This window comes from Burkholderia sp. LS-044 (assembly GCF_004803625.1).
Lineage (GTDB): Bacteria > Pseudomonadota > Gammaproteobacteria > Burkholderiales > Burkholderiaceae > Burkholderia > Burkholderia cepacia.
On record NZ_SSWO01000017.1, the window covers coordinates 130,326 to 155,324 of the forward strand.

Annotated in this window: 25 protein-coding genes and 1 tRNA gene; 13 read left to right on the top strand and 13 right to left on the bottom strand. The window is 66.1% G+C overall.

The genetic code is table 11. The features are described from left to right. Positions 1 to 79: 79 nt before the first annotated feature. The 3 genes from ampD to ccsA are packed head-to-tail and all read right to left on the bottom strand — an operon-like array spanning position 80 to position 1,888. Complete coding sequence (ampD, locus tag E9536_RS32960; protein ID WP_021161899.1) at positions 80 to 670, bottom strand: 1,6-anhydro-N-acetylmuramyl-L-alanine amidase AmpD; 591 nt, start codon at positions 668 to 670, stop codon at positions 80 to 82. Beyond that, entirely contained in the window at positions 667 to 981 is a 315-nt protein-coding gene (locus E9536_RS32965) for a PP0621 family protein (RefSeq protein ID WP_136472181.1), read from the bottom strand. Before E9536_RS32965 ends, ampD begins: the two co-directional genes overlap by 4 nt. Before the next feature lie 13 nt (positions 982 to 994). Continuing rightward, on the bottom strand, positions 995 to 1,888 hold the full coding sequence (gene ccsA / locus E9536_RS32970) for a cytochrome c biogenesis protein CcsA (protein WP_027788432.1): 894 nt from the start codon (positions 1,886 to 1,888) through the stop codon (positions 995 to 997). An 89-nt stretch (positions 1,889 to 1,977) separates the two neighbouring features. Between ccsA and ffh the strand changes: the two genes are divergently transcribed. Continuing rightward, positions 1,978 to 3,345, top strand: a complete 1,368-nt coding sequence (gene ffh, locus E9536_RS32975; protein ID WP_021159890.1) for a signal recognition particle protein — start codon at positions 1,978 to 1,980, stop codon at positions 3,343 to 3,345. 94 nt (positions 3,346 to 3,439) lie between these two features. Next, on the top strand, positions 3,440 to 3,991 hold the full coding sequence (locus E9536_RS32980) for a hypoxanthine-guanine phosphoribosyltransferase (protein WP_060169891.1): 552 nt from the start codon (positions 3,440 to 3,442) through the stop codon (positions 3,989 to 3,991). An 83-nt stretch (positions 3,992 to 4,074) separates the two neighbouring features. On the opposite strand, the gene E9536_RS32985 is transcribed toward E9536_RS32980, so the two are convergent. Further along, a complete protein-coding gene (locus E9536_RS32985; protein ID WP_059697879.1) occupies positions 4,075 to 4,677 on the bottom strand; it encodes a MarC family protein in 603 nt (200 codons plus the stop codon). A gap of 21 nt (positions 4,678 to 4,698) precedes the next feature. Continuing rightward, on the bottom strand, positions 4,699 to 6,435 hold the full coding sequence (locus E9536_RS32990) for a proline--tRNA ligase (protein ID WP_136472184.1): 1,737 nt from the start codon (positions 6,433 to 6,435) through the stop codon (positions 4,699 to 4,701). 228 nt (positions 6,436 to 6,663) lie between these two features. Here E9536_RS32990 and E9536_RS33000 point away from each other — a divergent pair, with 228 nt between their 5' ends. Both E9536_RS33000 and E9536_RS33005 read left to right on the top strand, forming a co-directional pair. Next, complete coding sequence (locus tag E9536_RS33000; protein ID WP_027788434.1) at positions 6,664 to 7,311, top strand: RNA pyrophosphohydrolase; 648 nt, start codon at positions 6,664 to 6,666, stop codon at positions 7,309 to 7,311. A 13-nt stretch (positions 7,312 to 7,324) separates the two neighbouring features. Beyond that, complete coding sequence (locus tag E9536_RS33005; protein ID WP_034195819.1) at positions 7,325 to 7,933, top strand: CNP1-like family protein; 609 nt, start codon at positions 7,325 to 7,327, stop codon at positions 7,931 to 7,933. Positions 7,934 to 8,035: 102 nt separating this feature from the next. Here E9536_RS33005 and proB read toward each other — a convergent pair whose 3' ends face one another. The 4 genes from proB to rplU all read right to left on the bottom strand — a co-directional run bounded on the left by proB (position 8,036) and on the right by rplU (position 11,144). Then, the gene (gene proB / locus E9536_RS33010; RefSeq protein WP_027788436.1) at positions 8,036 to 9,154 is read right to left on the bottom strand and encodes a glutamate 5-kinase; all 1,119 of its coding nucleotides are present in this window, start codon (positions 9,152 to 9,154) and stop codon (positions 8,036 to 8,038) included. Between the two features lie 90 nt (positions 9,155 to 9,244). Further along, positions 9,245 to 10,357 (bottom strand): GTPase ObgE, encoded by a 1,113-nt coding sequence (obgE, locus tag E9536_RS33015; RefSeq protein WP_042975354.1) that lies wholly within the window; start codon positions 10,355 to 10,357, stop codon positions 9,245 to 9,247. 187 nt (positions 10,358 to 10,544) lie between these two features. Beyond that, complete coding sequence (gene rpmA, locus E9536_RS33020) at positions 10,545 to 10,808, bottom strand: 50S ribosomal protein L27 (protein ID WP_006476999.1); 264 nt, start codon at positions 10,806 to 10,808, stop codon at positions 10,545 to 10,547. A 24-nt stretch (positions 10,809 to 10,832) separates the two neighbouring features. Then, complete coding sequence (gene rplU / locus E9536_RS33025; RefSeq protein WP_006025184.1) at positions 10,833 to 11,144, bottom strand: 50S ribosomal protein L21; 312 nt, start codon at positions 11,142 to 11,144, stop codon at positions 10,833 to 10,835. Positions 11,145 to 11,354: 210 nt separating this feature from the next. Between rplU and E9536_RS33030 the strand changes: the two genes are divergently transcribed. The 9 genes from E9536_RS33030 to E9536_RS33070 all read left to right on the top strand — a co-directional run bounded on the left by E9536_RS33030 (position 11,355) and on the right by E9536_RS33070 (position 19,266). Then, positions 11,355 to 12,350, top strand: coding sequence for a polyprenyl synthetase family protein (locus E9536_RS33030; protein ID WP_059236288.1), 996 nt, complete (start codon positions 11,355 to 11,357; stop codon positions 12,348 to 12,350). A gap of 177 nt (positions 12,351 to 12,527) precedes the next feature. Next, positions 12,528 to 12,604: transfer RNA gene (locus E9536_RS33035), tRNA-Pro, on the top strand. A 142-nt stretch (positions 12,605 to 12,746) separates the two neighbouring features. Then, the gene (locus E9536_RS33040) at positions 12,747 to 14,039 is read left to right on the top strand and encodes an HlyC/CorC family transporter (RefSeq protein WP_021159896.1); all 1,293 of its coding nucleotides are present in this window, start codon (positions 12,747 to 12,749) and stop codon (positions 14,037 to 14,039) included. An 83-nt stretch (positions 14,040 to 14,122) separates the two neighbouring features. Beyond that, positions 14,123 to 15,400, top strand: coding sequence for an ATPase, T2SS/T4P/T4SS family (locus E9536_RS33045; RefSeq protein ID WP_059697881.1), 1,278 nt, complete (start codon positions 14,123 to 14,125; stop codon positions 15,398 to 15,400). Continuing rightward, a complete protein-coding gene (locus E9536_RS33050) occupies positions 15,397 to 16,608 on the top strand; it encodes a type II secretion system F family protein (protein ID WP_060318871.1) in 1,212 nt (403 codons plus the stop codon). The genes E9536_RS33045 and E9536_RS33050 overlap by 4 nt, the downstream gene beginning before the upstream one ends. A 45-nt stretch (positions 16,609 to 16,653) precedes the next feature. After that, a complete protein-coding gene (locus E9536_RS33055) occupies positions 16,654 to 17,565 on the top strand; it encodes an A24 family peptidase (RefSeq protein WP_060085791.1) in 912 nt (303 codons plus the stop codon). 1 nt (position 17,566) lies between these two features. Then, positions 17,567 to 18,175: a dephospho-CoA kinase gene (coaE, locus tag E9536_RS33060; RefSeq protein WP_027788442.1), complete on the top strand. Its 609-nt coding sequence runs from the start codon at positions 17,567 to 17,569 to the stop codon at positions 18,173 to 18,175. Between the two features lie 109 nt (positions 18,176 to 18,284). Next, the gene (gene zapD / locus E9536_RS33065; RefSeq protein ID WP_027788443.1) at positions 18,285 to 19,040 is read left to right on the top strand and encodes a cell division protein ZapD; all 756 of its coding nucleotides are present in this window, start codon (positions 18,285 to 18,287) and stop codon (positions 19,038 to 19,040) included. A 25-nt stretch (positions 19,041 to 19,065) separates the two neighbouring features. Continuing rightward, the gene (locus E9536_RS33070) at positions 19,066 to 19,266 is read left to right on the top strand and encodes a DNA gyrase inhibitor YacG (RefSeq protein ID WP_027788444.1); all 201 of its coding nucleotides are present in this window, start codon (positions 19,066 to 19,068) and stop codon (positions 19,264 to 19,266) included. A gap of 66 nt (positions 19,267 to 19,332) precedes the next feature. On the opposite strand, the gene E9536_RS33075 is transcribed toward E9536_RS33070, so the two are convergent. From E9536_RS33075 to secA, 4 genes are all read right to left on the bottom strand, one after another. Then, positions 19,333 to 19,791 (bottom strand): NUDIX domain-containing protein, encoded by a 459-nt coding sequence (locus E9536_RS33075; protein ID WP_027788445.1) that lies wholly within the window; start codon positions 19,789 to 19,791, stop codon positions 19,333 to 19,335. Beyond that, on the bottom strand, positions 19,788 to 20,657 hold the full coding sequence (locus E9536_RS33080; protein ID WP_021159904.1) for an ATP-binding protein: 870 nt from the start codon (positions 20,655 to 20,657) through the stop codon (positions 19,788 to 19,790). Before E9536_RS33080 ends, E9536_RS33075 begins: the two co-directional genes overlap by 4 nt. Positions 20,658 to 20,676: 19 nt before the next feature. Further along, positions 20,677 to 21,918 carry a bifunctional glutamate N-acetyltransferase/amino-acid acetyltransferase ArgJ gene (argJ, locus tag E9536_RS33085; RefSeq protein WP_124919591.1) on the bottom strand — a complete coding sequence of 414 codons (1,242 nt, stop codon included), beginning with the start codon at positions 21,916 to 21,918 and terminating at the stop codon, positions 20,677 to 20,679. Between the two features lie 144 nt (positions 21,919 to 22,062). After that, positions 22,063 to 24,861 carry a preprotein translocase subunit SecA gene (secA, locus tag E9536_RS33090; RefSeq protein ID WP_027788448.1) on the bottom strand — a complete coding sequence of 933 codons (2,799 nt, stop codon included), beginning with the start codon at positions 24,859 to 24,861 and terminating at the stop codon, positions 22,063 to 22,065. Between the last annotated feature and the right edge of the window lie 138 nt (positions 24,862 to 24,999).

Sequence of the window (24,999 nt, forward strand, 5' to 3'; positions counted from 1 at the left end):
GGTCTTGACATCGCTCACGCGCAGACACGACAAGGCATTGGTCGGAGAAAAAACTTTCTCCGGTCAAAAAACCCCGCGATCAGTGCTGACGGAAAGGAAAGTATTCGGCGGAAAACCCGGCATCGCTCGCGAAGCGTTGCCAATCGAAATGCGGGCCCGGGTCGGTCTTGCGACCCGGCGCGACGTCCGAGTGCCCCGCGAATGCGTCGACCGGGTAGCGTGCGGCGAGCGCGCGGGAGAGTGCGGCGAGCGTCGCGTACTGCGCGTCGTCGAACGGCACGTCGTCCGCGCCCTCGAGCTCGATGCCGATCGAGAAGTCGTTGCAGCGCGGCCGGCCGAAGAATTCGGACGAGCCCGCGTGCCACGCACGCTCGTCGCACGACACGAACTGCACGAGTTCGCCGCTGCGGCGGATCAGGAAGTGCGCGGACACGCGCACGCCGCGCAGGTGGCTCTGGTAATAGGGGTGCGCATCGCAGTCGAGGCGATTCAGGAACAGTGCCTCGATCGCGTCGCCGCCGAACTCGCCGGGCGGCAAGCTGATGTTGTGGACGACGACGAGCGTCGGCACCGCGCCCGCGGGCCGCACCTCGTAATTCGGCGACGGCGCGTGGCGCGCTTCGCGCACCCAGCCGTGTGCGTCGACCGACAGTCGTGCTGCGTCGTTCATCGGGCGTCGTGGCCGCTCGCGCGTGCGCCGTGGCGCTGCGCGTGCTCGGTGCTGCAGAAGTATTCGCCGCCCGCGACGACGGCATCGCCCTTCGGCGCATGCACGCCGCATTCGGCGCAGCGCACCATCGGCTCGGGCAGCGAGCGAGCGGCGTCGCCGTTCGGCCGCGCAGCCCCGCCGGTGCCGGGCGCGCCGTCGTAACCGGCGCCGCGGCCGGTGCGCGCCTGCGCGTGCTCCTGCGCCTGGCGCAGCTTGCGCGCGAGCCACGAACCCGCGAAGAAGAGAAGGATCAGGAGAAGAATCTGTCGCATCGGAAACCTGCGTTCAAACCACGGAACGGTGCAGCAGCACCTCGAAAACGAACCGGCTGCCGACATACGCGAGCAGCAGCGCGGCGAACGACACGAGCACCCAGCGCGCGGCACCGCGGCCACGCCAGCCCGACGTCTTGCGGGCGACCAGCAGGCCGCCGAACATCAGCCACGACAGGATCGCGAATACGGTCTTGTGGTCGAGCCGCAGCGCGCGCGCGTCGACCTGCTCGCTGAACAGGATGCCCGACGCGAGCGTCAGCGTGAGCAGTACGAAGCCGGCGCCGATCAGGCGGAACAGCAGCTTCTCGAGCGTGAGCAGCGGCGGCAGCGTCTCGAGCCAGCTCGCGATCCAGCCCGTCGAGCCGTCGCGTCCGCCGCTCCTCAGCGACTGCAGGCGCCGCTCGACCATCAGCATCAGGATCGCGTGCAGCGCGGCGATCGCAAACAGCCCGTATGCGATGTTCGCGATCAGGAAGTGCAGCTTGAACAGCGGCGCTGCGGCATAAGGAAGCACCCGCACGCCGCCGAACACGAGCGGCAGCAGCGACGCACCGCACGCGAGCGGCAGCACGAGCAGCCGCAGGCTGTCGAGCGGGAAGAAGAAGCTCTCGATCCAGTAGATGCCGGCGCCGAGCCAGAACATCGCGGACAGCGCGAACGCGAAGCCGAACACCATCGCGTCGTGCGGGAAGATGGTCGTATGGAGCAGCACGCCGTGCGCGACGAGCGCGGCGAACAGCAGCGCGCGGCCGGCCCCGCTCATCCCGGACGCGGCGGACGCGGGAACCGGCACGGCCGGCACGCTCGCGACGAGCGGCGTCGCGCCCTGGCGGTGCGTGCGCCAGCCTGCGACGGCAAGGCCGCCGTAGAGGAATGCGGTGAGGGCATACAGTACAATATCCATGTTCGAAGTTTACACTAGGCCCCCTTCCCGCGACGGCTCCCTTTGTTCGGTTCCGCCGCGCCTTCGGGCCCCACTGTCCATCGCTCCCCATGCTCGACAATCTCACTCAACGGATGGCGCGCGTCGTCAAGACGCTGCGCGGCGAGGCCCGGCTTACCGAGGCGAACACGCAGGAGATGCTCCGCGAGGTGCGTCTCGCGCTGCTGGAGGCCGACGTTTCGCTGCCGGTCGTCCGCGAATTCATCGCCAAGGTCAAGGAAAAGGCGCTCGGCGAAGAAGTGATCAGCAGCCTGTCGCCGGGTCAGGCGCTCGTCGGCGTGGTCCAGAAGGAACTGACCGCCGTGATCGGCGGCGACTACGAAGGCAAGGCCGCCGAGCTGAACCTCGCGGTCACGCCGCCCGCGGTGATCCTGATGGCCGGCCTGCAGGGCGCGGGCAAGACCACGACCGCCGGCAAGCTCGCGAAGCTGTTGCGCGAGAAGTACAAGAAGAAGGTGCTGACCGTGTCGTGCGACGTGTATCGCCCGGCCGCAATCATGCAGCTGAAAACGGTGAGCGAACAGGTCGGCGCCGACTTCTTCCCGTCCACGCCGGACCAGAAGCCCGTCGACATCGCGGTCGCGGCCGTCGACTGGGCGAAGCGCCACTACCATGACGTGCTGATCGTCGATACGGCCGGCCGCCTCGGTATCGACGAGGCGATGATGCAGGAAATCGCCGCGCTGCACGGCACGCTGAAGCCGGCCGAAACGTTGTTCGTGGTCGACGCGATGCTCGGCCAGGACGCGGTCAATACCGCGAAGGCGTTCAACGACACGCTGCCGCTCACCGGCGTCGTGCTGACCAAGCTCGACGGCGATTCGCGCGGCGGCGCCGCGCTGTCGGTGCGTCACGTCACGGGCAAGCCGATCAAGTTCGTCGGCGTGGCCGAGAAGCTCGACGGTCTCGAGGTGTTCCACCCCGACCGGATGGCAAACCGGATCCTCGGCATGGGCGACATCCTCGCCCTCGTCGAGGAGGCGCAGCGCGGCGTCGACGTGCAGGCCGCGCAGAAGCTCGCCGACAAGGTCAAGAAAGGCGGAGACTTCGACCTGAACGATTTCCGCGCGCAGATCTCGCAGATGAAGAACATGGGCGGCCTGTCGTCGCTGATGGATAAACTTCCGGCGCAGTTCCAGCAGGCGGCGGCCGGCGCCGACATGGGCCAGGCCGAGAAGTCGATCCGCCGGATGGAAGGCATCATCAGCTCGATGACGCCCGCCGAGCGCGCGAAACCCGAGATCATCAAGGCGACGCGCAAGCGCCGCATTGCAGCCGGCGCGGGTGTGCCGGTGCAGGAAGTCAACCGGATGCTGAACCAGTACGACCAGATGCGTACGATGATGAAGAAGCTGAAGGGCGGCAACATGCAGAAGATGATGCGCGGCCTGAAGGGCATGATGCCCGGCATGCGCTGATTCCGCCCATCGGCCGGCGCGCGGGTTTTTGCTGTAGCGCGCGCCGTCCGTTCTGCTTCATTCTTATTTGTATACCGACTGCCCGCCAGAACACATGAACCGCGAAGAAGCCCTCCACATTTTCAACCACTCCGAAGAGATCGTCTCGGCCGACGCCGTCAATGCGTCGATCTCCCGGATGGCCGACGCGATCCGCGCCGAGATCGGCGATGCGTTCCCGCTCGTTCTCTCGGTGATGGGCGGCGCCGCGGTGTTTACCGGGATGCTGCTGCCGCATCTCGATTTCCCGCTCGAATTCGACTACATCCACCTGACCCGCTACCGCAACACGACGCAGGGCAGCCCGGAAATGCACTGGCGCGTCGCGCCGCGCGAATCGGTGAAGGACCGGATCGTGCTCGTGCTCGACGACATCCTCGACGAAGGCGAGACGATGGCCGCGATCCGCGACCGCATCCTCGACATGGGCGCGAAGCGCTTCATGTCGGCCGTGCTGTGCGAGAAGACGCTCGCGAAGGCGAAGCCGCTGCACCCCGACTTCTGCGGCTTCGCGGTGCCAGATCGCTACGTGTTCGGCTGCGGGATGGATGCGAAGGGCTACTGGCGCAACCTGCCGACGATCCGCGCGCTGACCACGGACGTCTGAGCGCCCCGCTCCGCACTATATAAATAGAAAGCGGCGCTCCGGTTTCCCGGAGCGCCGCTTTTTTGTGGGCACGCGCCGCCAGCCTACAGCTGGTGCACGAATGCGCGGATGCCGCCCAGCATCATCTCGACCGAAATCGCGACGAGCACGAGGCCCATCAACCGCTCGAACGCCGCGACGGTCCGTTCGCCGATCCATTGCTGGATCCGCTCGGCCAGCACCAGCGTCACCGCGCAGACGATCATCGTGACCGTCAGCGCGCCGACCCACTCGAGCATCTTGCCGGGCCCCTGCGACGTCAGCAGCATCACCGTCGCAAGCGCCGACGGCCCGGCGAGCGCCGGAATCGCGAGCGGCACGATGAACGGCTCGCCGCCCGCGCGCGGATCGCTGCCGAGTGCGCCGTCCGGATGCGGGAAGATCATCCGCAGCGCGATCAGGAACAGCACGATCCCGCCGCCGAGCCGCAACGACAGGTCGGTGAGGCTCATCATCCGCAGGAAGCGGTCGCCGACCAGCATGAAGAACAGCAGGATCACGAACGCGATCCCCACTTCACGCAGGATCAGCTTCACGCGCCGCTCGCGCGGCACATCCCGCATGGCCGAAATGAACAGCGGGATGTTGCCGAGCGGATCGGTGATCAGCACCAGGAGCACGGTGGCCGACAGGAAGGTGTATTCCACCGCGTTCCCCGGTCGGTGCGCTTAGCGCGCGAGCGCGGTGCGGATCTTCTCCGCGACCGTCGCCGCAGCCGCGTCGGCCGGCAGCAGCGTCGCTTCGGCGTCGCGGCGGCCCTGATACTCGATCTTGCCTTCCTTCAGGCCGCGCTCGCCGATCACGAGGCGATGCGGCACGCCGATCAGCTCCCAGTCGGCGAACATCACGCCCGGGCGCTCGCCGCGATCGTCGAGGATCACGTCGATGCCGGCCGCGGCGAGTTCCGCGTACAGCTTGTCGGCGGTCTCGCGCACCATGTCGCTGCGGTCATAGCCCATCGGGCACAGCACGACTTCGAACGGCGCGATCGATTCGGGCCAGATGATGCCGCGGTCGTCGAAGTTCTGCTCGATCGCCGCGCCGAGAATACGCGTGACGCCGACGCCGTAGCAGCCCATCAGCATCGGCTGCGGCTTGCCCGACTCGTCGAGGAACGTCGCGCCCATCGCTTCCGAATACTTGGTGCCGAGCTGGAACACGTGGCCGACCTCGATGCCGCGGCAGATGTCGATCACGCCCTTGCCGTCCGGCGACAGGTCGCCCTTCTTCACGTTGCGCACGTCGGCGACGTCCGGCTCGAGCAGGTCGCGGCCCCAGTTCACGCCGGCGATGTGATAGTCGACCTCGTTCGCGCCGACGACGAAGTCGCTCATGTTCGCGACCGTGCGATCGGCGATCACCTTCACCGGCTTCTTGGTGCCGACCGGGCCGAGATAGCCCGGCGGCGTGCCGAACCACTCGACGATTTCCTGCTCGGTCGCGAAGCGGTGGTTCTTCAGGCCCGGCAGCTTCGACACCTTGATCTCGTTCAGGTCGTGGTCGCCGCGCAGCATCACGAGCCAGATGGTCGGCTCGGCGCCTTCGTTGTCGGTCGCGAGCACGATCGACTTGATCGTGCGCTCAAGCGGGATGGCCAGCAGTTCGGCGACGGCTTCGCATTTCGCCTTGCCCGGCGTCGCGACCTTCGCCATCGCCTCGGCCGGCGCCGCGCGTTCGGCACTCAGCGGCAGCGCTTCGGCCGCTTCGACGTTCGCCGCGAACTCGGACGTCGGGCAGTACGCGATCGCGTCCTCACCGGTGTCGGCGATCACGTGGAATTCGTGCGAGAAGTTGCCGCCGATCGAGCCGCTGTCGGCCGCGACCGCACGGAACTCGAGGCCGAGGCGCGTGAAGATGCGCACGTACGCGTCGTACATCTTGCGATACGACTCGTTCAGGCCGGCCGCATCCTTGTCGAACGAGTACGCGTCCTTCATGATGAATTCGCGGCCGCGCATCACGCCGAAGCGCGGACGGATCTCGTCGCGGAACTTCGTCTGGATCTGGTAGAAGTTCACCGGCATCTGCCGGTAACTCTTGATCTGGTTGCGCGCGATGTCGGTGATGACTTCCTCGTGCGTCGGCCCGATCACGAAGTCGTTGTCCTTGCGGTCCTTGAAGCGCAGCAGCTCGGGGCCGTACTGTTCCCAGCGGCCCGACTCCTGCCACAGTTCGGCTGGTTGCACGGCCGGCATCAGCAGCTCGATGGCGCCCGCCCGGTTCATTTCCTCGCGCACGATCGCCTCGACCTTGCGAATCGAACGCAGGCCGATTGGCAGGTAGTTATAGATACCGCCGGCGACGCGACGGATCATGCCGGCGCGCACCATCAGCTTGTGGCTGACGATCTCTGCGTCGGCGGGTGCTTCTTTCAGGGTGCCGATAAAGAAACGGGAAGCTTTCATGCGGACGGTTCCAAAAACGGCGCCCCCAGGCGGGGCGCCCGAAAAAGTTTCAAGGTGAAAAAGCTGCGCGCGGCGAACAGCAATGGACGACGATGGCGCAGACGACGTAGCAGACTAATCAGGGACAATTCAGCCGGTGTACCCCGCGCGGATTCGCTCCGCTACGGTGCGCAGCGCCCGTTATCTGTTTATAATCAAAGCAATTTTAAAGGATTCGAAGGTGGTTGTATGCTGGATCGTGAAGGCTTTCGCCCGAACGTCGGCATCATCCTCTTGAACGCGCGCAACGAGGTGTTTTGGGGCAAGCGGCTCCGCGAGCACTCCTGGCAGTTTCCTCAAGGTGGGATCAAGTACGGCGAGACCCCCATGCAGGCGATGTACCGGGAACTGCACGAGGAAACGGGCCTGCATCCGGAACACGTCAAGATAATCGGCCGCACTCGCGACTGGTTGCGTTATGAGGTGCCTGACAAGTTCATCAAACGCGAAGTACGCGGTCATTACCGCGGCCAGAAGCAGATCTGGTTCCTGCTGCGGATGGTCGGACGCGATTGCGACATTTGCTTGCGCGCGACCGACCACCCGGAGTTCGATGCGTGGCGCTGGAACGAGTACTGGGTGCCGCTCGATGCGGTGATCGAGTTCAAGCGGGATGTCTATCAGTTGGCGCTGACGGAACTGTCGCGCTTCCTGCGCCGCCCGGCGCAGCGAGCCGAGAAGCCGCGTGGGCCGCGTCTGTCGCGCTATCCGCGCGTCATCGGCGCACAGGCCCAGCAGACGCTGACGATTGTCGACGCATCGGTAGTCTGTTCGGAGATCGAAGTGGAAGCGAGCACGCTCGACGAGATGCCGCCCCGCGTGATCGTCGGCAAATGACGAATCGAACTGCATGACCGGGCGCGACCTTGGTGTCGCGCCCTTTTTTTACGAGGAATGCATATTGAAAGCGATTGCTCTCGCGCTCGCATCGATTGCCGCGGTGGCCACGCTGGCAGGTTGCGCGAATTCGAAGACGCCGACCAACAAGGATGACAGCGAGTTCGTGTATCTGTTGGACCGCCAGGGAACGTGGAAGGAAAACACGGTCGACTCGCTGCCGCCGCTGCCGCAGGCGAGCGACCTGCTGCCGTTCAACGTCTCGCAGAACACGCCGCTCAAGTTCTTCGTCGACGCGAAGTCGCTCGCGGTCGGCACCGACGGCGTCGTGCGCTACGCGGTCGTCGTCACGAGCCCGGCCGGCGCGCGCAACGTGAACTACGAGGGCATCCGCTGCGACACCTACGAATGGCGCCAGTATGCCGGCCTGAATTCGGACCACGACGGTTGGGATCGCACGGTCGAGAACGATTGGCAGCGCATCGAGAACGGCGAGCTGAATGCCTACCACTCGGCGCTGTATCAGGATTACTTCTGCGCGAACAAGATGCCGCAAGGCTCGACCCGGCAGATCCTGGAGAACATCCGGTTTCACCGTACCGCGATGAGCCAGTTGCGCTGATGGCGCGCGGCGCCCGCCGCCGCTCTTTCTGCCCCGCTGCATGAAAAAGCCCGCATCACGCGGGCTTTTTCATTTGACGGCCTGAACCGGCAAGGCGAATGATCACACCAGCACCAGATTGTCGCGATGGATCAGTTCGGGCTCCAGCATGTAGCCGAGCACGGATTCGATCTCGCCGCTCGGCTTGCGGTGAATCAGTTTCGTCTCCGCGCTGCTGTAGTTCGTGAGCCCTCGCGCCACTTCGCGCCCGTCGGGGCCGACACACGCGATGACTTCGCCGCGCGCGAACGCACCCTGTACGTCGATCACGCCGATCGGCAGCAGGCTCTTGCCGCCGGCCGTCAGTTTCTCGACCGCGCCCGCATCGATCACGACATGGCCGCGCACCTGCAGGTGATCGGCCATCCACTGCTTGCGTGCCGCCATCCGCGCGGTACGTGCGATCAGTTGCGTGCCGATCGCCTCGCCGGCCGCCAGACGCACGAGCACGTCGGACTCCCGGCCGCTCGCGATCACCGTATTTGCACCGCTGTGCGCCGCGCGCTTCGCCGCGAGGATCTTCGTCAGCATCCCGCCGCGGCCAAGGCTCGAGCCCGCACCGCCCGCCATCGCCTCGAGTTCCGGCGCGCCGGCATTCGCTTCCGCGACGAGCGTCGCGTTCGGATCCTTGCGCGGATCGGCCGTAAACAGCCCCGACTGGTCGGTCAGGATGATCAGCGCATCGCCTTCGATCAGGTTTGCAACGAGCGCACCGAGCGTGTCGTTGTCGCCGAACTTGATTTCATCGGTGACGACCGTGTCGTTCTCGTTGATGATCGGCACGACGCCGAGCCGCAACAGCGTCAGCAGCGTCGATCGCGCATTCAGGTAGCGCTCGCGGTCCGCCAGGTCGGCATGCGTCAGCAGGATCTGCGCGGTGCGGATGTCGTGCTCGGTGAAGCGGCTCTCGTAGACCTGCGCAAGCCCCATCTGGCCGACCGCGGCGGCCGCCTGCAACTCGTCGATTTCCCGCGGCCGCTTGCTCCAGCCGAGCCGCTGCATCCCTTCGGCAATCGCGCCCGAGCTGACGAGCACGACTTCCTTGCCCTGGGCGCGCAGCGCGGCGATCTGGGCCGCCCAGCGGCCGATTGCAGCATGATCGAGCCCCTTGCCGTCGTTGGTCACGAGGCTGGAGCCCACCTTCACCACCAATCGCTTCGAATCCGCGATGATCGAACGCATCCTGCACTGTCTCCTGTATCTGATGCCTGCCCGGCCGGGCGCGATTGAGCGCCGACGCCGGGCGGCACGCCCGGCGCGCTCCGGAACCACTCAGGCGTCGTCGCCCGGCGCGGCCTCGCCCTTCGCAGGCGGCGCGTCGCGGAAACGCACGTCCGCCGCGAGATCTTCCGCCTCCGCCGCGCGATGCGCGTCCGAATGTTCGGAGAGGTAGTCGTAGATCGCGTAGCACAGTGCTTCACAGCCCTGGCCCGTCAGTGCCGAAATCTCGAACACCGGGCCGTCCCACTCGAAGCGCTCGAGGAAATCCGCGACGCGCGCCTTGCGCTCGTCTTCCGGCACCATGTCGAGCTTGTTGAGCACGAGCCAGCGCGGCTTCTCGTAGAGCGCCTCGTCGTATTTGCGCAGCTCGCCGACGATCGCCGTCGCTTCGGCAACCGGATCGACGCTTTCGTCGAACGGCGCGAGATCGACCAGATGCAGCAGCACGCCGGTGCGCTGCAGGTGGCGCAGGAACTGATGGCCGAGGCCCGCGCCTTCGGCGGCGCCCTCGATCAGCCCCGGGATGTCGGCGATCACGAAGCTCTTGCTCGGGCCGACCCGCACCACGCCGAGATTTGGCGCAAGCGTCGTGAACGGGTAGTCGGCGATCTTCGGCCGCGCATTCGACACCGACGAGATGAACGTCGACTTGCCTGCGTTCGGCATGCCGAGCAGGCCGACATCGGCGAGCACCTTCAGCTCGAGCTTCAGCATGCGACGCTCGCCGGGCTTGCCGTCCGTCTTCTGGCGCGGCGCGCGGTTCGTGCTCGACTTGAAATGCAGGTTGCCGAGCCCGCCAGCGCCGCCCTGCGCAAGCATCACCTGCTGGTCGTGCTCGGTCAGGTCGGCGATCAGCTCGCCGGTATCCATGTCGCTGATGATCGTGCCGACCGGCATGCGCAGCGTGACGTCGTCGCCACCCTTGCCGTAGCAATCCGAGCCTCGCCCGTTTTCGCCGTTGCGCGCCAGATGCTTCTTCGCGTAACGGTAGTCGATCAGCGTGTTGATGTTGCGGTCGGCGATCGCGTACACGCTACCGCCCCGACCGCCGTCGCCGCCGTCCGGCCCGCCGAACGGGACGAATTTCTCGCGGCGCATCGACGCACTGCCATCGCCTCCGTCGCCGGCGATGACTTCGATTCGTGCTTCGTCAATGAACTTCATTCGTCACTCCGCCCAGTATTTCCGCTATTGTGCCGCGCGCCGGCACGCTTGAACAATCTGCCGTTCGGCCGATCGTACGCCGGTTGCGCAACGGTCGCCGGAACGCGCATGCGCCCGGCGGCCAAATAAAAAAAGGCCCCGCGAAGACTGCGGGGCCTTTCGGCTACGAAGCCCGTGGGTGCCTGAATTAGGCAGCCGCCGGGACGACGATGACCAGATGCTTCTTGTCCGCGCCTTTCGTCGCGAACTTGACGTGACCGTCGACCAGCGCGAACAGGGTGTGATCCTTGCCCATGCCGACGTTCTCGCCTGCGTGCATGCGCGTACCGCGCTGACGCACGATGATGCCGCCGGCATTGATTGCCTGGCCGCCGTACACTTTCACGCCGAGACGTTTCGACTCGGAGTCGCGGCCGTTCCGGGAAGAGCCGCCTGCCTTTTTGTGTGCCATCTGATTGCTCCTTTACCGAGGCGCTTACGCGTTGATCGCGTCGATGCGCAGCTCAGTGTAGTTCTGGCGGTGGCCGCCGTGCTTTTGGTAGTGCTTCCGGCGACGCATCTTGAAGATGGTGACCTTGGCATGACGACCGTGCGACACAACGGTGGCCTTGACGGAAGCCCCACTGACCAGCGGCGTACCGAACTTAATCGATTCGCCTTCGCCCACTGCGAGAACCTGGTCGAGCGTGATTTCAGCGTCAATGTCAGCCGGTATCTGTTCTACTTTGAGTTTTTCGCCAACGGCAACCTTGTACTGCTTGCCGCCGGTTTTTATGACCGCGTACATTGAGAACCTCACTCTGGATCCAATTTTTCCGCACACCACGCGCGGAAAACACGTGATTATACATGGGGTTAGCACCGAAGTCAAAACCGATCGACGATTGCCGCGCGCGGGCCTCGGCCGAACGGCCAAATTCGCGGCTGCGGCACGTGTGACAGACCGGGATATCTCGGATTCGACTTATAATCCGCGGCATCACCCAATTCCATCATCATGTCGTCGTCCACCGCCTCCCCCACCCTCAGCGCCGCCCACCTGCTCGCTCCGATCACCAGCGACATGGAGCAGGTGAATCGCGTTATCCGGCAAAGCCTCGCGTCCGACGTACTGTTGATCAACCAGATCGCCGAGTACATCATCGGCGCGGGCGGCAAGCGGCTGCGCCCGGCGTTGCTGCTGCTCGTCGCCGGTGCACTCGGCGAGACGTCGCACCAGCGGCACGTGCTGGCCGCCGTCGTCGAGTTCATCCACACGGCCACGCTGCTGCACGACGACGTCGTCGACGAATCCGAGCTGCGCCGCGGCCGCCAGACCGCCAATGCACTGTTCGGCAACGCGGCGAGCGTGCTGGTAGGCGACTACCTCTATTCACGCTCGTTCGAAATGATGGTCGGCGTCGGCAAGATGCGCGTGATGGAGATCCTGTCCGAAGCGACGACGATCATTTCCGAAGGCGAGGTGCTCCAGCTCCTCAACATGCACGACGCGGACGTCGACGAAACGCGCTACATGCAGGTGATCCGCTACAAGACGGCCAAGCTGTTCGAGGCATCGGCACGCCTGGGCGCGGTGCTCGCGGGCGCCGATGCGCCGACCGAGGCCGCCGCCGCCGAATACGGCCGCCGGATCGGCACCGCATTCCAGATCATGGACGACTGGCTCGACTACGCGGGCACCGTCGAGGCAATGGGCAAGAATGCCGGCGACGACCTCCGCGAAGGCAAGCCGACGCTGCCGCTCATCTATCTGATCGAGCGCGGCACGCCCGAGCAGGCAGCGCTGGCACGCGAGGCGATCGAACAGGGCGGCACCGATCGCTTCGACACGATTTTCGAAGCGATCACGCGCTCGGGCGCACTGGATCACACGCTCGAATGCGCGCGCCAGGAAGCGCAGGCGGCCGCGGCCGCGATCGCCGCATTCCCCGATTCGATCTACAAGGAGAGCCTGCTCGCGCTGTGCTCTTACTCGACGTCGCGGCAGTCCTGATTGCATGTCGTGTGTCGCCGCCACGGCTGCGACACACGTTCGACACGGGAAAATCACCCGTCTCGAAAAATTTTTTCTCCAAGGGCTTCCCTTCTTGAAGAAACGTCGTTATAGTTATGTTCTTGCTTGACGACGCAGCGGTCTTGAAGAAGACGGCGAAATCGGAAGAGTACAAATCGGGGTGTAGCTTAGCCTGGTAGAGCGCTACGTTCGGGACGTAGAGGCCGGAGGTTCGAATCCTCTCACCCCGACCAGATTTTGAAAAAACCGTGCACCACGTGCACGGTTTTTTTTCGTCCGGCCGCCGCGGGCCCCTCGTGTCGCGCACGACACATCACGGTCGCCGGCCTCTGCTATATTCCCTCCATCCCTGTCCTTCACTGCTCCTTCCAACGCGTGGACCAAATTCCCTTATGGGCGCAAATCGGCGCCGTCTTCCTGCTTCTCCTCTGTTCCAGCTTCTTTTCCATTTCCGAGACCGCGATGATGGCGCTCAACCGCCATCGGCTGAAGCATCTCGCCGGCCAGGGCGCGCTCGGCGCGAAAACCACGCAGGGGCTGCTGACGCGCACTGACCTGCTGCTCAGCGTGATCCTGATCGGCAACAACCTGTTCAACACGATCATCCCGGTCCTGACGACGTCGCTCGCGCTCCATACGTTCGGCCGCAACAATCTCGCGCTGTCGATCGCGACCGGCATCGTCGCGTTCCTGATCATCGTGTTCGCCGAAATCGCGCCGAAGATCGTCGGCGCGACGTTCCCCGAACGCATCGCACTGCCCGCGAGCCTCGTGATCGCGCCGCTGATGCGCGTGTTCAAGCCGGTCGTCTGGTTCGTCAACGCACTCGCGAACGGCGTGCTGTGGGTGCTGCGCATCAACACGAAGAAGGGCCGCGACCAGCGGATGTCGGCCGACGAGCTGCGGGCCATCGTGCTCGAGTCGAGCAGTTTCATGCCGACCAAGCACCGCAGCATCCTGCTCAACCTGTTCGACCTCGAGAACATCACGGTCGACGACGTGATGGTGCCGCGCCGCCAGATCGAGTCGCTCAACTTCTATGCGCCGCTCGACGACGTCCTGCACCAGCTCGAAACCTGCTATCACAACCGGCTTGTCGTCTACGAAGGCGACATCGACAAGGTGCTCGGCGTGCTGCACGTCCGCAAGACGCTGACCGCGCTGCACAACCAGGAGTTCGACCGCGAGACGCTGCGCACGCTGCTCGCCGAGCCGTACTACGTGCCGTCGGGCACGCCAGTGGTCCAGCAGCTCCAGTTTTTCCAGGAAACGCGACAGCGGACCGCGCTCGTCGTCAACGAGTACGGCGAACTCGAAGGGCTCGTCACGCCCGAAGACATCATCGAGGAGCTGATCGGCGAATTCACGACATCGATGCCGCGCAGCGAACGCGCGGGCGGCTGGGACGAGAACGGCGAATGCATCGTCTCGGCGAGCATGCCGCTGCGCGAACTGAATCGCTGGCTGCACCTGAAGCTGCCGACCGACGGGCCGAAGACGCTGAACGGACTGGTCCTCGAAATCCTCGAGGAAATTCCGGAAGACGACGTGTGCCTGAAAATCGGCGACGTGATGCTCGAGGTGATGCGCAGCGACGATCAGGCCGTGCGCACCGTCAAGCTCTTCAAGCCGCGCGGCTCGCGCACCGCACGCGCCGCCGCGCGTTAGCCGAACGGCCGACTGCCGGCGCCGCCCGCGACGCGCGACCATCTGCTGGTCACGGTCAACTGGCGGCCAGCGTGCCGGCTCACATGCATTTCACTCCTCCCGGGGCGCCGCTGCGCACGCAGCCGCCGCCCGCTCATTCCGATGCGTCGCCCGTCACCGCACCGCGCGCGCTCGACGCGGCCCAGCTCGACGACGCGCCGGCTGTGCGGCTGCTGACGGACACGCTTCACGCTGCACGCGTGCGCGACGCATCCGACATCCACGTCGAACCGTTCGAAGCCGGCTGGCGCATCCGCCTGCGCATCGACGGCGTGCTGCATGAACATGCGCGGCCGCCTCTTCATCTGCGCGACGCGCTCGTCACGCGGATCAAGGTGCTCGCACGCATGGACATCGCCGAGCGACGGCTCCCGCAGGACGGCAGGCTGCGTATCGCGATCGACGGCGGTACGCGCGGCGACTACCGGGTCAGTTCGCTGCCGACGTTGTTCGGTGAAAAGCTCGTGCTGCGGCGCCTCGAAACCCTGCCGACCGACCTCACGCTCGCCCGTCTCGGCTTCGACGCGCAACAGGCGGCCGCGATGGAAGCCGCGATACGCGCACCGCATGGCCTCGTGCTCGTCACGGGCCCGACCGGCAGCGGCAAGACGCTGTCGCTCTACTGCGCGCTGCAGATGCTCGATCGCGACGCGCACAACGTCTGCACGGTGGAGGATCCCGCCGAGATCCAGCTCGACGGCATCAGCCAGGTCGGCGTCGCCGAAAAGGCGGGGCTCACGTTCGCGACGGCACTGCGCGCGCTGCTGCGGCAGGATCCGGACATCATCATGGTCGGCGAGATTCGCGATGCGGAGACGGCCGACGTCGCGATCAAGGCCGCGCAGACCGGCCATCTCGTGCTGTCGACGCTGCACACGAACGACGCGCCGGCCGCCGTCGCGCGGCTGCTCGATATCGGGGTCGCCCCGTACAACCTCGCGGCCGCGCTGCACCTCGTCACCGCGCAGCGCCTCGTCCGGCGGCTGTGCACCGCCTGCCGCATGCACTCGGACGCACCGGTGCCCGTATTGCGCGAAGCCGGCTGCGACCCGGTTGCGCTCGCCGCAGGATGGCGGCCGTTCGTCGCGCGAGGCTGTTCGGCCTGTCACGGCATCGGCTATCGCGGCCGTATCGGCCTGCATCAGACGATGCCGGTATCGCCCCGGCTGGCGGAACGCATCGTCGCCCGGGCAAGCGTCGGCGAACTCGCGCAATGCGCGGCGGCCGAAGGCGTGCGCAGTCTGCGCGACGCGGCGTTCGCGCGTGTCCAGGACGGCACGACGAGCATCGCGGAAGCCATCGCCGCGACACCTGCTGCATGAGCATGCGCACAACGCCGCGCGAAAGCCGCTTCGGATGGCGCGGCCGCCATCGCGACGGCACACCACGCCGCGGGATCATCATCGCGTTCGACGCTGCGAGTGCACGCGCCGCACTCGCGCGCGACGGCATCGCAGTCTTATCGCTCGACATCCGCGGGCCGGCCCGGCCGCCAATGGCCGGCACGCGGGACATCACGCGCTTCACGCGTCAGCTCGCGAGCCTGCTGCAGGCCGGGTTGCCGCTCGCGCCGTCGCTCGAGATGCTCGCGCGCACGCGGCCACGCGACGGCCTGCCGCGAATCGCCGCCGGTCTCGCCCGCGAGATCGTCGGCGGCCATCGCTTCGCCGATGCACTTGCACGCTATCCGGCGCAGTTCGGCACACTGTATCGCCAGCTGATCGAGGTCGGCGAAGCGTCAGGCTCGCTCGGCGTCGTGCTGACACGGGTCGCGGAGCACCGCGAGCGCGCCGACGCGCAATGGCGCAAGCTGCGGGCCGCGCTTGCCTATCCGGCGGCCGTCATCCTGTTCGGGCTCGCAATTTCGGCCGCGTTGATGGTGTGGGTCGTACCGACGTTCCGCCAGATCTTCGACGGTTTCGGCGCCGCGCTGCCGGCACCGACCCGTGCGCTGCTCGCGTTGTCCTCGGCACTGTCGGCGTGGGGCGGTGTGCTGGTTGCCGGTACGGCGGCAGCCGCGCTGGCCGCCCATCGCGCGCTACGGCTATCGGCACCGCTGCGCCACGCCGTCGCGCGGCGCCTGCTGCACGTCCCGCTCGCGGGGAGCGCGATGAGCCGGTTCGCGGCCGCGCGCTGGTGCCGTTCGCTGGCGACGCTGCTCGGCGCCGGCGTGCCGCTCGCAGACGCCTTCGCCACGCTCGAACGCACGGCCGGCCATCCCGTGTTCGAGCGCGCCACCGCCCACATCGCCGCCCACGTGCTGCGCGGCGCGCGTCTCGCGGACGCGATGCAGTCGGCCGGCTGCTTTCCGGACGACGTCGTGCAACCGATCGCCGTCGCCGAGGAGACCGGTGCGCTCGACACGATGCTCGCCGACATCGCCACGCTGTGCGAGCGCCAGCTCGACGCGCATCTCGATACGCTCGCCGCGCTCGGCGAACCGCTGATCGTGATCGTACTGGGCGCACTCGTCGGCGGCCTCGTGATCGCGATGTACCTGCCCATCCTTCAGCTCGGCAACGTGGTGTAGCATCGCAACCGATTCTGTCGCCTTTTAGTCCGAACCTTGAGCCTCATGACACCCGCGCCCTTGTCCGCCGTTTCCGATTCGCCCGAGAGCACGCTGCTCGCGCTGGCGATGCTGCCGGCCGCACTGCAGTACGCGTTCGCGGTCATCATCGGCCTGTGCGTCGGCAGCTTCCTGAACGTGGTCGTGCACCGGCTGCCCGTGATGATGCAGCGCGCATGGCAGGCCGAGATCGACGAAGCGACCGGCAACACGAGTGCCACTCCCGAAGACGGCTACCCGCCGCGCTACGACCTGTGGCACCCGCGCAGCGCCTGCCCGCATTGCGGCCACGTGCTGCGCGCATGGGAAAACATCCCGCTCGTCAGCTACCTGATCCTGCGTGGGCGCTGCCGACGCTGCGGCCACGCGATCGGCATCCGTTATCCGCTCGTCGAGCTTGCGTGCGCGCTGCTCGCCGCCGGCTCGCTCGCGGCATTCGGCCCGACCGTCGCCGCGCTCGCCGCGTTCGCGCTGTGCGCCGCGCTGCTCGCGATGAGCGCGATCGATATCCGGACCGGCTACCTGCCCGACTCGATGACGCTGCCGCTCCTCTGGGCCGGGCTCGTGCTGAACCTCGGCGGCACGTTCACATCGCTGCGTTCGGCCGTGATCGGGGCCATGGCCGGCTACCTGTTCCTGTGGTCGGTCTACTGGCTGTTCAAATGGCTGCGCGGCATCGAGGGCATCGGTTTCGGCGACCTGAAGCTGCTCGCCGCGCTCGGCGCATGGATGGGCTGGGCCGCACTGCCGCAGGTCGTGCTGTTCGCCGCTGTGACGGGCGCGGTCGTCGGGCTCGTCGCGACCTGGCGCGGTCGCATGCGCTTCGAGGAGCCGATTCCGTTCGGCCCGTTCCTCGCGGCAGGCGGTGTCGCGACGCTGTTTTTCGGCACCCCTTTCTATTCGGCGCTCGGAGGCTGACATGTTCGCAATTGGACTCACCGGCGGCATCGGCAGCGGCAAGACGACCGTCGCCGACCTGTTCGCCGCCCGAGGCGCATCGCTGGTCGACACCGATCTGATCGCCCATCGCATCACCGCGCCGGGCGGCCTCGCGATGCCCGCGATCGAACAGGCATTCGGCCGCGACTTCGTTGCCGCCGACGGCTCGCTCGACCGCGCGCAGATGCGCGCACTGATCTTCAGCGACGACGACGCGCGTCGGCGCCTCGAAGCGATCACGCACCCGCTGATCCGGGCGGAGACCGATCGTGAGGCGCGCGAAGCGCAGGGCCCATACGTGATGTTCGTCGTGCCGCTGCTCGTCGAATCCGGCAACTGGAAGGCGCGCTGCGATCGCGTGCTCGTCGTCGACTGTCCGGTCGAAACGCAGATCGCACGCGTGATGCGGCGCAACGGCTTCACGCGCGAGCAGGTCGAGGCGATCATCGCGCGGCAGGCGTCGCGCGAGGCCCGCCTCGCGGCGGCCGACGACGTCATCGTCAACGACGCGACGACGCCCGATGCGCTCGCCGCGCAGGTCGATGCACTGCACCAACGCTATCTCGGGTTCGCGGCCGCCGCGCACTGAGCCTCGCGCGCGATCGTGATGGTGTACGAAATTGGCGCGTTGCTAGGGTAGAGCGTGGGCATTAGAATGTCCTGCATTGTTTCAATCCCTACCCAAGAGGCGAGCGCGCTTGATTCTTTACGAGTATCCGTTCAACGAGCGAATTCGCACGCTGTTGCGCCTCGAAGATCTCTTCGAGCGCTTCGCGTTCTTTTTGGCTCAGGAGGACCCGCGTGAACACCACGTCGCGCTGACGACGCTGTTCGAAATCGCCGAGGTAACGGGCCGCGCGGACCTGAAATCGGATCTGATGAAGGAGCTCGAACGTCAACGCCAGACGCTCGCCCCCTTTCGCGGCAATCCGGGCATCGAGCAGAACGCGCTCGAAGCCGTGCTCGGCGAAATCGAGCAGACGCTCGCGAATCTCGCGCAGATGCAGGGCAAGACCGGGCAGCACCTCGTCGACAACGAGTGGCTCGCCAGCATCCGCAGCCGTGCGGTGATTCCGGGCGGCACGTGCAAGTTCGACCTGCCGTCGTACTACGCATGGCAGCAATGGCCCGCCGAGCAGCGGCGCCAGGACATCGCGAAATGGATCCTGCCGATGCTGCCGCTGCGCGATGCCGCTGCGATCGTGCTGCGGCTCGCGCGCGAATCGGGCCAGGCGTCGAAGGTCATGGCGATGCAGGGCAGCTACCAGCAGATGCTGTCCGGCCGCACCTACCAGTTGATGCAGGTGCGCGTGGCGCCGGAATTGCGCGTCATTCCCGAGGCAAGCGCCAACAAATACATGCTGTGGGTACGGTTCACCACGCAGGACGGCGATGTGCGGCCTCGCGCGGTGGACATCGACGTGCCGTTCCATCTGACACTGTGCAATCTGTAACGGCCGCGTGCCGGATCGCTTTCGTATGACTACCGTTGTGAAATGCCCGTCGTGTGGCGCCGAAGTGCGCTGGACGCCCGAAAATCAGTTCCGTCCGTTCTGCTCGGCCCGCTGCAAGCAGCTCGACCTCGGCGCCTGGGCCGCGGAAAAGTACCGGATCGGGGGATCCTCCGACGAGGGGCCCTCGTCGGAAGAAGACGGCACGGACGGCCGCCGCGACAGCTGAGCGGCGCTCGGCACCGTCAGCCAGTGACAGTGATATGGCCCGCCTTTCCGGCAGGCCATCGTGGCGTCAGATCGACGCAGCTTCCTTCTCGAGCAGTTCAAGCACCGGCAGCGCGGCCGGCAGCAACGGCGCGACCTCGACCGGCAGTTGCTGCCATACGAACGCCTGCCCTTCCTTGCTGTGCGGCTCGCCCGTCCAGCCCGTCACCTTGCAGAAATAAAGCCGCACATAGGCATGCGGATAATCGTGCTCGAGCGTGTGCCAGCGATGGCTGGCCGTGACCTGGATGCCGAGTTCCTCGTGCAGTTCGCGCGCAAGCGCGTCCTCGACGCTTTCGCCGGCCTCCAGCTTGCCGCCCGGAAATTCCCAGTAGCCTTCGTACGGTTTGCCTTGCAGCCGCTGCGCGAGCAGATAGCGGCAGCGGCCGACCGGGCCACCAGGCTGCACCATCACGCCGACCGCCACTTCCGTCACCTTGCGGCCATCGGGCGCGCGCACGGCGCCTTGTGCGAGATCCGCGCTCATGCTTGCTCCTTGCGACCCGACCAGTCGCGCGCAAACTGCCACGCGACGCGCCCCGACCGCGAGCCGCGCTCGAGCGCCCACACGAGCGCATCGCCGCGTGCGGACTCGATCTCCGCATCCGGGCAACCGAAATGACGCAGCCAGTGCCCGACGATGTCGAGATAGTCGTCCTGCTTGAACGGATAGAAGCTGACCCACAGACCGAAGCGCTCCGACAGCGAGATCTTCTCCTCGACGACTTCGCCGGGGTGAATCTCGCCATCCGGGAGATGCTTGTACGTCTCGTTGTCGCTCATGTACTCGGGCAGCAGATGGCGGCGGTTCGACGTCGCGTAGATCAGCACGTTGTCCGACTGCGCGGCGATCGAGCCGTCGAGCGCCACCTTCAGCGCCTTGTAGCCCGACTCGCCTTCCTCGAACGACAGGTCGTCGCAGAACACGATGAAGCGCTCGGGACGTTGCGAGATCAGGTCGACGATGTCGCCGAGATCGTGCAGGTCGTCCTTGTCGACTTCGATCAGACGCAGCCCGTCCTTCGCATACGCGTTCAGGCACGCCTTGATCAGCGACGACTTGCCGGTACCGCGCGCGCCGGTCAGCAGCACGTTGTTCGCCGGCTTCTGCTGCACGAACTGCCGCGTGTTCTGGTCGATCAGCCCTTTCTGGCGATCGATGTTGTGGAGGTCGTCGAGCGTGATCGACGACACGGCCGGCACCGGCTGCAGATAACCGCGCCCCTGGCGCTTGCGCCAGCGGAACGCGTGTGCGGCATTCCAGTCGACCGCTGCCTGCGCGGGCGGCAACATCCCCTCGAGACGACCGAGCAGCGCTTCCGCGCGCGTCAGAAACTGTTCAAGCTTGTCCATGTCGTTCAGGCACTCCCGATCAGGAGCGGTAATCCGCGTTGATGCTCACGTAGTCGTGCGACAGGTCGCACGTCCAGATGGTGGCCTGTGCGTCGCCGCGGCCAAGCAGCACGCGGATCGTGATTTCGCTCTGCTTCATCACGCGCTGGCCGTCCTCTTCCTGGTAAGCCGGATTGCGGCCGCCCGCCTTTGCGACGAGCACATCGTCGAGATAGAGGTCGATCTTGCCGACGTCGAGATCCGCGACGCCCGCATAACCGATCGCCGCGAGAATCCGGCCGAGGTTGGGGTCGGATGCATAGAAGGCGGTTTTCACGAGCGGCGAATGGCCGATCGCGTAAGCGATCTGGCGGCATTCCGCGACGCTCTTGCCGCCTTCGACCTGCACCGTCATGAATTTCGTCGCACCTTCGCCATCGCGCACGATCAGCTGCGACAGCACCTGCGCGACTTCCGTCACCGCATCGCGCAGCGCCGCATAGGCCGGCGAATCCGTGGACGTGATCGCCGGCAGCGTGCTCTTGCCCGACGCGATCAGGATGAACGAGTCGTTCGTCGACGTGTCGCCGTCGATCGTGATGCAGTTGAACGAGCGGTCGGCCACTTCCTTCACGAGCGTGTCGAGCACCGGCTGCGCGACGTTCGCGTCGAACGCGAGGAAGCCGAGCATCGTCGCCATGTTCGGCTTGATCATGCCGGCGCCCTTGCTGATGCCCGTCAGCGTGACCGTGTGACCGTCGATCGTCACCTGGCGCGACGTGGCCTTCGGCAGCGTATCGGTCGTCATGATCGCCTGCGCGGCGTCGAACCAGTTCGCGGCCTTGCGGTTCGCGAGCGCGGCCGGCAGCCCGGCCTTCAGGCGGTCGATCGGCAGCGGCTCGAGGATCACGCCGGTCGAGAACGGCAGCACCTGCGCCGGCTCGATACCCGCGAGGCGGGCAAGTTCCGTGCAGGTTTCGCGCGCGTTCACGAGGCCCGGCTCGCCGGTACCGGCGTTGGCATTGCCCGTATTCACGACGAGCGCGCGAATGCCCGCACCGCCCGCGCGCACCTTCGCCAGATGCTCGCGGCAGACGATGACCGGCGCGGCACAGAAGCGGTTTTCGGTGAACACGCCCGCGACCGTCGCGCCTTCGTCGACGGAGATGACCAGCACGTCCTTGCGATTCGGCTTGCGGATGTTCGCTTCCGCCCAGCCGAGCGTGACGCCGGCGACGGGATGCAGTTGGGCGGGATCGATCGACGGAAAATTGACAGCCATGGGGCACACCTGCCAGATGGAAAATGCCGGCGTGCGCCGGCATCGATTGGAAGAACCGGCGGCCGCATGCGCGGGCCGCCGCAACTCAGATCACGCGCTCGAAGCTGCGAACCGAGCGGCGCGCGTCACGCGCGCCGCCGTCGATCATGACAGCTTCCCGTGACATTGCTTGTACTTCTTGCCGCTGCCGCACGGGCACGGGTCGTTGCGGCCGACCTTCGGCATTTCACCGCCGGGGCCGCTGTGCGTCATCGCGCTGCCGACCATGTCGGCCGTCGCCGTGGCCGCTGCGGCAGCCGTGACGTTCGCCACCGGCGCACCGGCTTCCGCGTAGTCGGCGTGCTGGTACTCGACGTTCTCGAGATGACCTGCGCGCTCCTCGATCTGCTCGGCCGCTTCCTCGAGCTGTTCCGGCGACTGGATCTGCACGTTCATCACGACACGCGTGACTTCCTGCTTGATCGCCTCGAGCATCGCGGCGAACAGCTCGAACGCTTCGCGCTTGTATTCCTGCTTCGGGTTCTTCTGCGCATAGCCGCGCAGGTGGATGCCCTGGCGCAGATGGTCGAGCGCCGCGAGGTGCTCGCGCCACAGGCGGTCGACCGTCTGCAGCATCACCGAGCGCTCGAATGCGCTGAACGATTCGCGGCCGACCATCGCGACCTTCGCCTCGTACTGCTCGTCGGCGGCCGTCATCACGGCGTCGAGAATCTCCTCGGCCGTAATCGACGACGACTCGTTCACCATTTCCTGGATCGCGAGGTCGAGCTGCCAGTCGTTGCGCAGCGCTTCCTCGAGCTCGGGCACGTCCCACTGCTCCTCGATGCTGCCTTCCGGCACGAACTGGCGGACGACTTCGGCAATCACGCCGTGACGCATCGCGGAGATCGTCTCGGTGATGTCGTGCGCTTCGAGCAGCTCGTTGCGCTGCTGGTAGATGACCTTGCGCTGGTCGTTCGACACGTCGTCGTATTCGAGCAGCTGCTTGCGGATGTCGAAGTTGCGCGCTTCGACCTTGCGCTGCGCGGACTCGATCGAGCGCGTGACGATGCCTGCCTCGATCGCCTCGCCTTCCGGCATCTTCAGGCGATCCATGATCGAACGCACGCGGTCGCCCGCGAAGATGCGCAGCAGCGGATCGTCGAGCGACAGATAGAAGCGCGACGAGCCCGGATCGCCCTGACGGCCTGCACGGCCGCGCAGCTGGTTGTCGATCCGGCGCGATTCGTGGCGCTCGGTGCCGATGATGTGCAGGCCGCCAGCAGCCTTCACCTGCTCGTGCAGCGTTTCCCACTCGTCGTGCAACTGCTGGATGCGGCGCGCCTTTTCGTCGGCCGGGATCGCGTCGTCGGCCTCGATGAACGCGGCCTGCTTCTCGGCATTGCCGCCGAGCACGATGTCGGTACCACGGCCGGCCATGTTGGTCGCGATCGTGACGCGCTTCGGACGGCCGGCTTCCGCGACGATCGCCGCTTCGCGCTCGTGCTGCTTCGCGTTCAGCACCTCATGCGGCAGCCCGGCCTGCTTCAGCAGGTGCGACAGCAGTTCCGAGTTCTCGATCGACGTCGTGCCGACCAGCACCGGCTGGCCGCGCTCGTAGCATTCGCGGATGTCGCGGATCACCGCGTCGTAGCGCTCCTTGGCCGTCTTGTAGATCTGGTCCTGCTTGTCGATCCGCTTCGGCGGGCGATTGGTCGGGATCACGACCGTCTCGAGGCCGTAGATCTCGTTGAATTCGTACGCTTCGGTGTCCGCGGTACCGGTCATGCCCGCGAGTTTCGCGTACATCCGGAAGTAGTTCTGGAACGTGATCGACGCGAGCGTCTGGTTCTCGCTCTGGATCTTCACGTGTTCCTTCGCCTCGACCGCCTGGTGCAGGCCGTCGGACCAGCGGCGGCCGGCCATCAGGCGGCCCGTGAATTCGTCGACGATGACCACTTCGCCGTTCTGCACGACGTAGTGCTGATCCTTGTGGAACAGCGTGTGTGCGCGCAGCGCCGCGTACACGTGGTGCATCAGCGTGATGTTCTGCGGCGCGTACAGGCTCTCGCCCTCGCCGATCAGGCCCCATTCGGCGAGCAGGCGCTCGGCCTTCTCGTGGCCCGATTCCGTCAGGAACACCTGGCGGGCCTTCTCGTCGAGCGTGTAGTCGCCCGGCTTCTCGACACCCGTGCCGTCGGCCTTCTCTTCGCCGATCTGGCGCTCGAGCAGCGGCGGCAGTGCGTTCATCCGCACGTACAGCTCGGTGTGATCCTCGGCCTGGCCCGAAATGATCAGCGGCGTGCGCGCTTCGTCGATCAGGATCGAGTCCACTTCGTCGACGACCGCGAAGTTCAGTGCCCGCTGCACGCGCGCGTCGGTCTCGTAGACCATGTTGTCGCGCAGGTAGTCGAAGCCGAACTCGTTGTTCGTGCCGTACGTGATGTCCGCCGCGTAAGCCTGCTGCTTCTGGTCGTGCTCCATGCCGGACAGGTTGATGCCGACCGACAGACCGAGGAAGTTGTAGAGGCGCGCCATCCATTCGGCGTCGCGCTGCGCGAGGTAATCGTTGACGGTCACGACGTGCACGCCGCGGCCGGCCAGCGCGTTCAGGTACACGGGCAGCGTCGCGACGAGCGTCTTGCCCTCGCCGGTGCGCATTTCCGCGATCTTGCCGTAGTGGAGCACCATGCCGCCGATCATCTGCACGTCGAAGTGCCGCATCTTCAGCACGCGCCGGCTGGCCTCGCGACAGACCGCGAACGCCTCGGGCAGCAGCTTGTCGAGCGACTCGCCGGCCGCGACCCGCTGGCGGAATTCGTCCGTCTTGCCGCGCAACTGGTCGTCCGTCAGCTTCTCGATCTGCGTTTCGAGCGCATTGATCGTCGCGACGGTCTTTTGGTATTGCTTGACGAGCCGCTGGTTGCGGCTGCCAAAAATTTTCTGGAGAAAACCGGTTGTCATCGGATCGGATCCTGCGTCGCAGCACCGGCGCCCGGCGCGTGTTGCGCGCCCCGACGCCCGAGCCTCGGCGGCTTAGCGAATTAGTGGACTCAAACGTCGAATTTTAGCACGCGGGAAAGCGTGCGCCCGTGTCTCGGC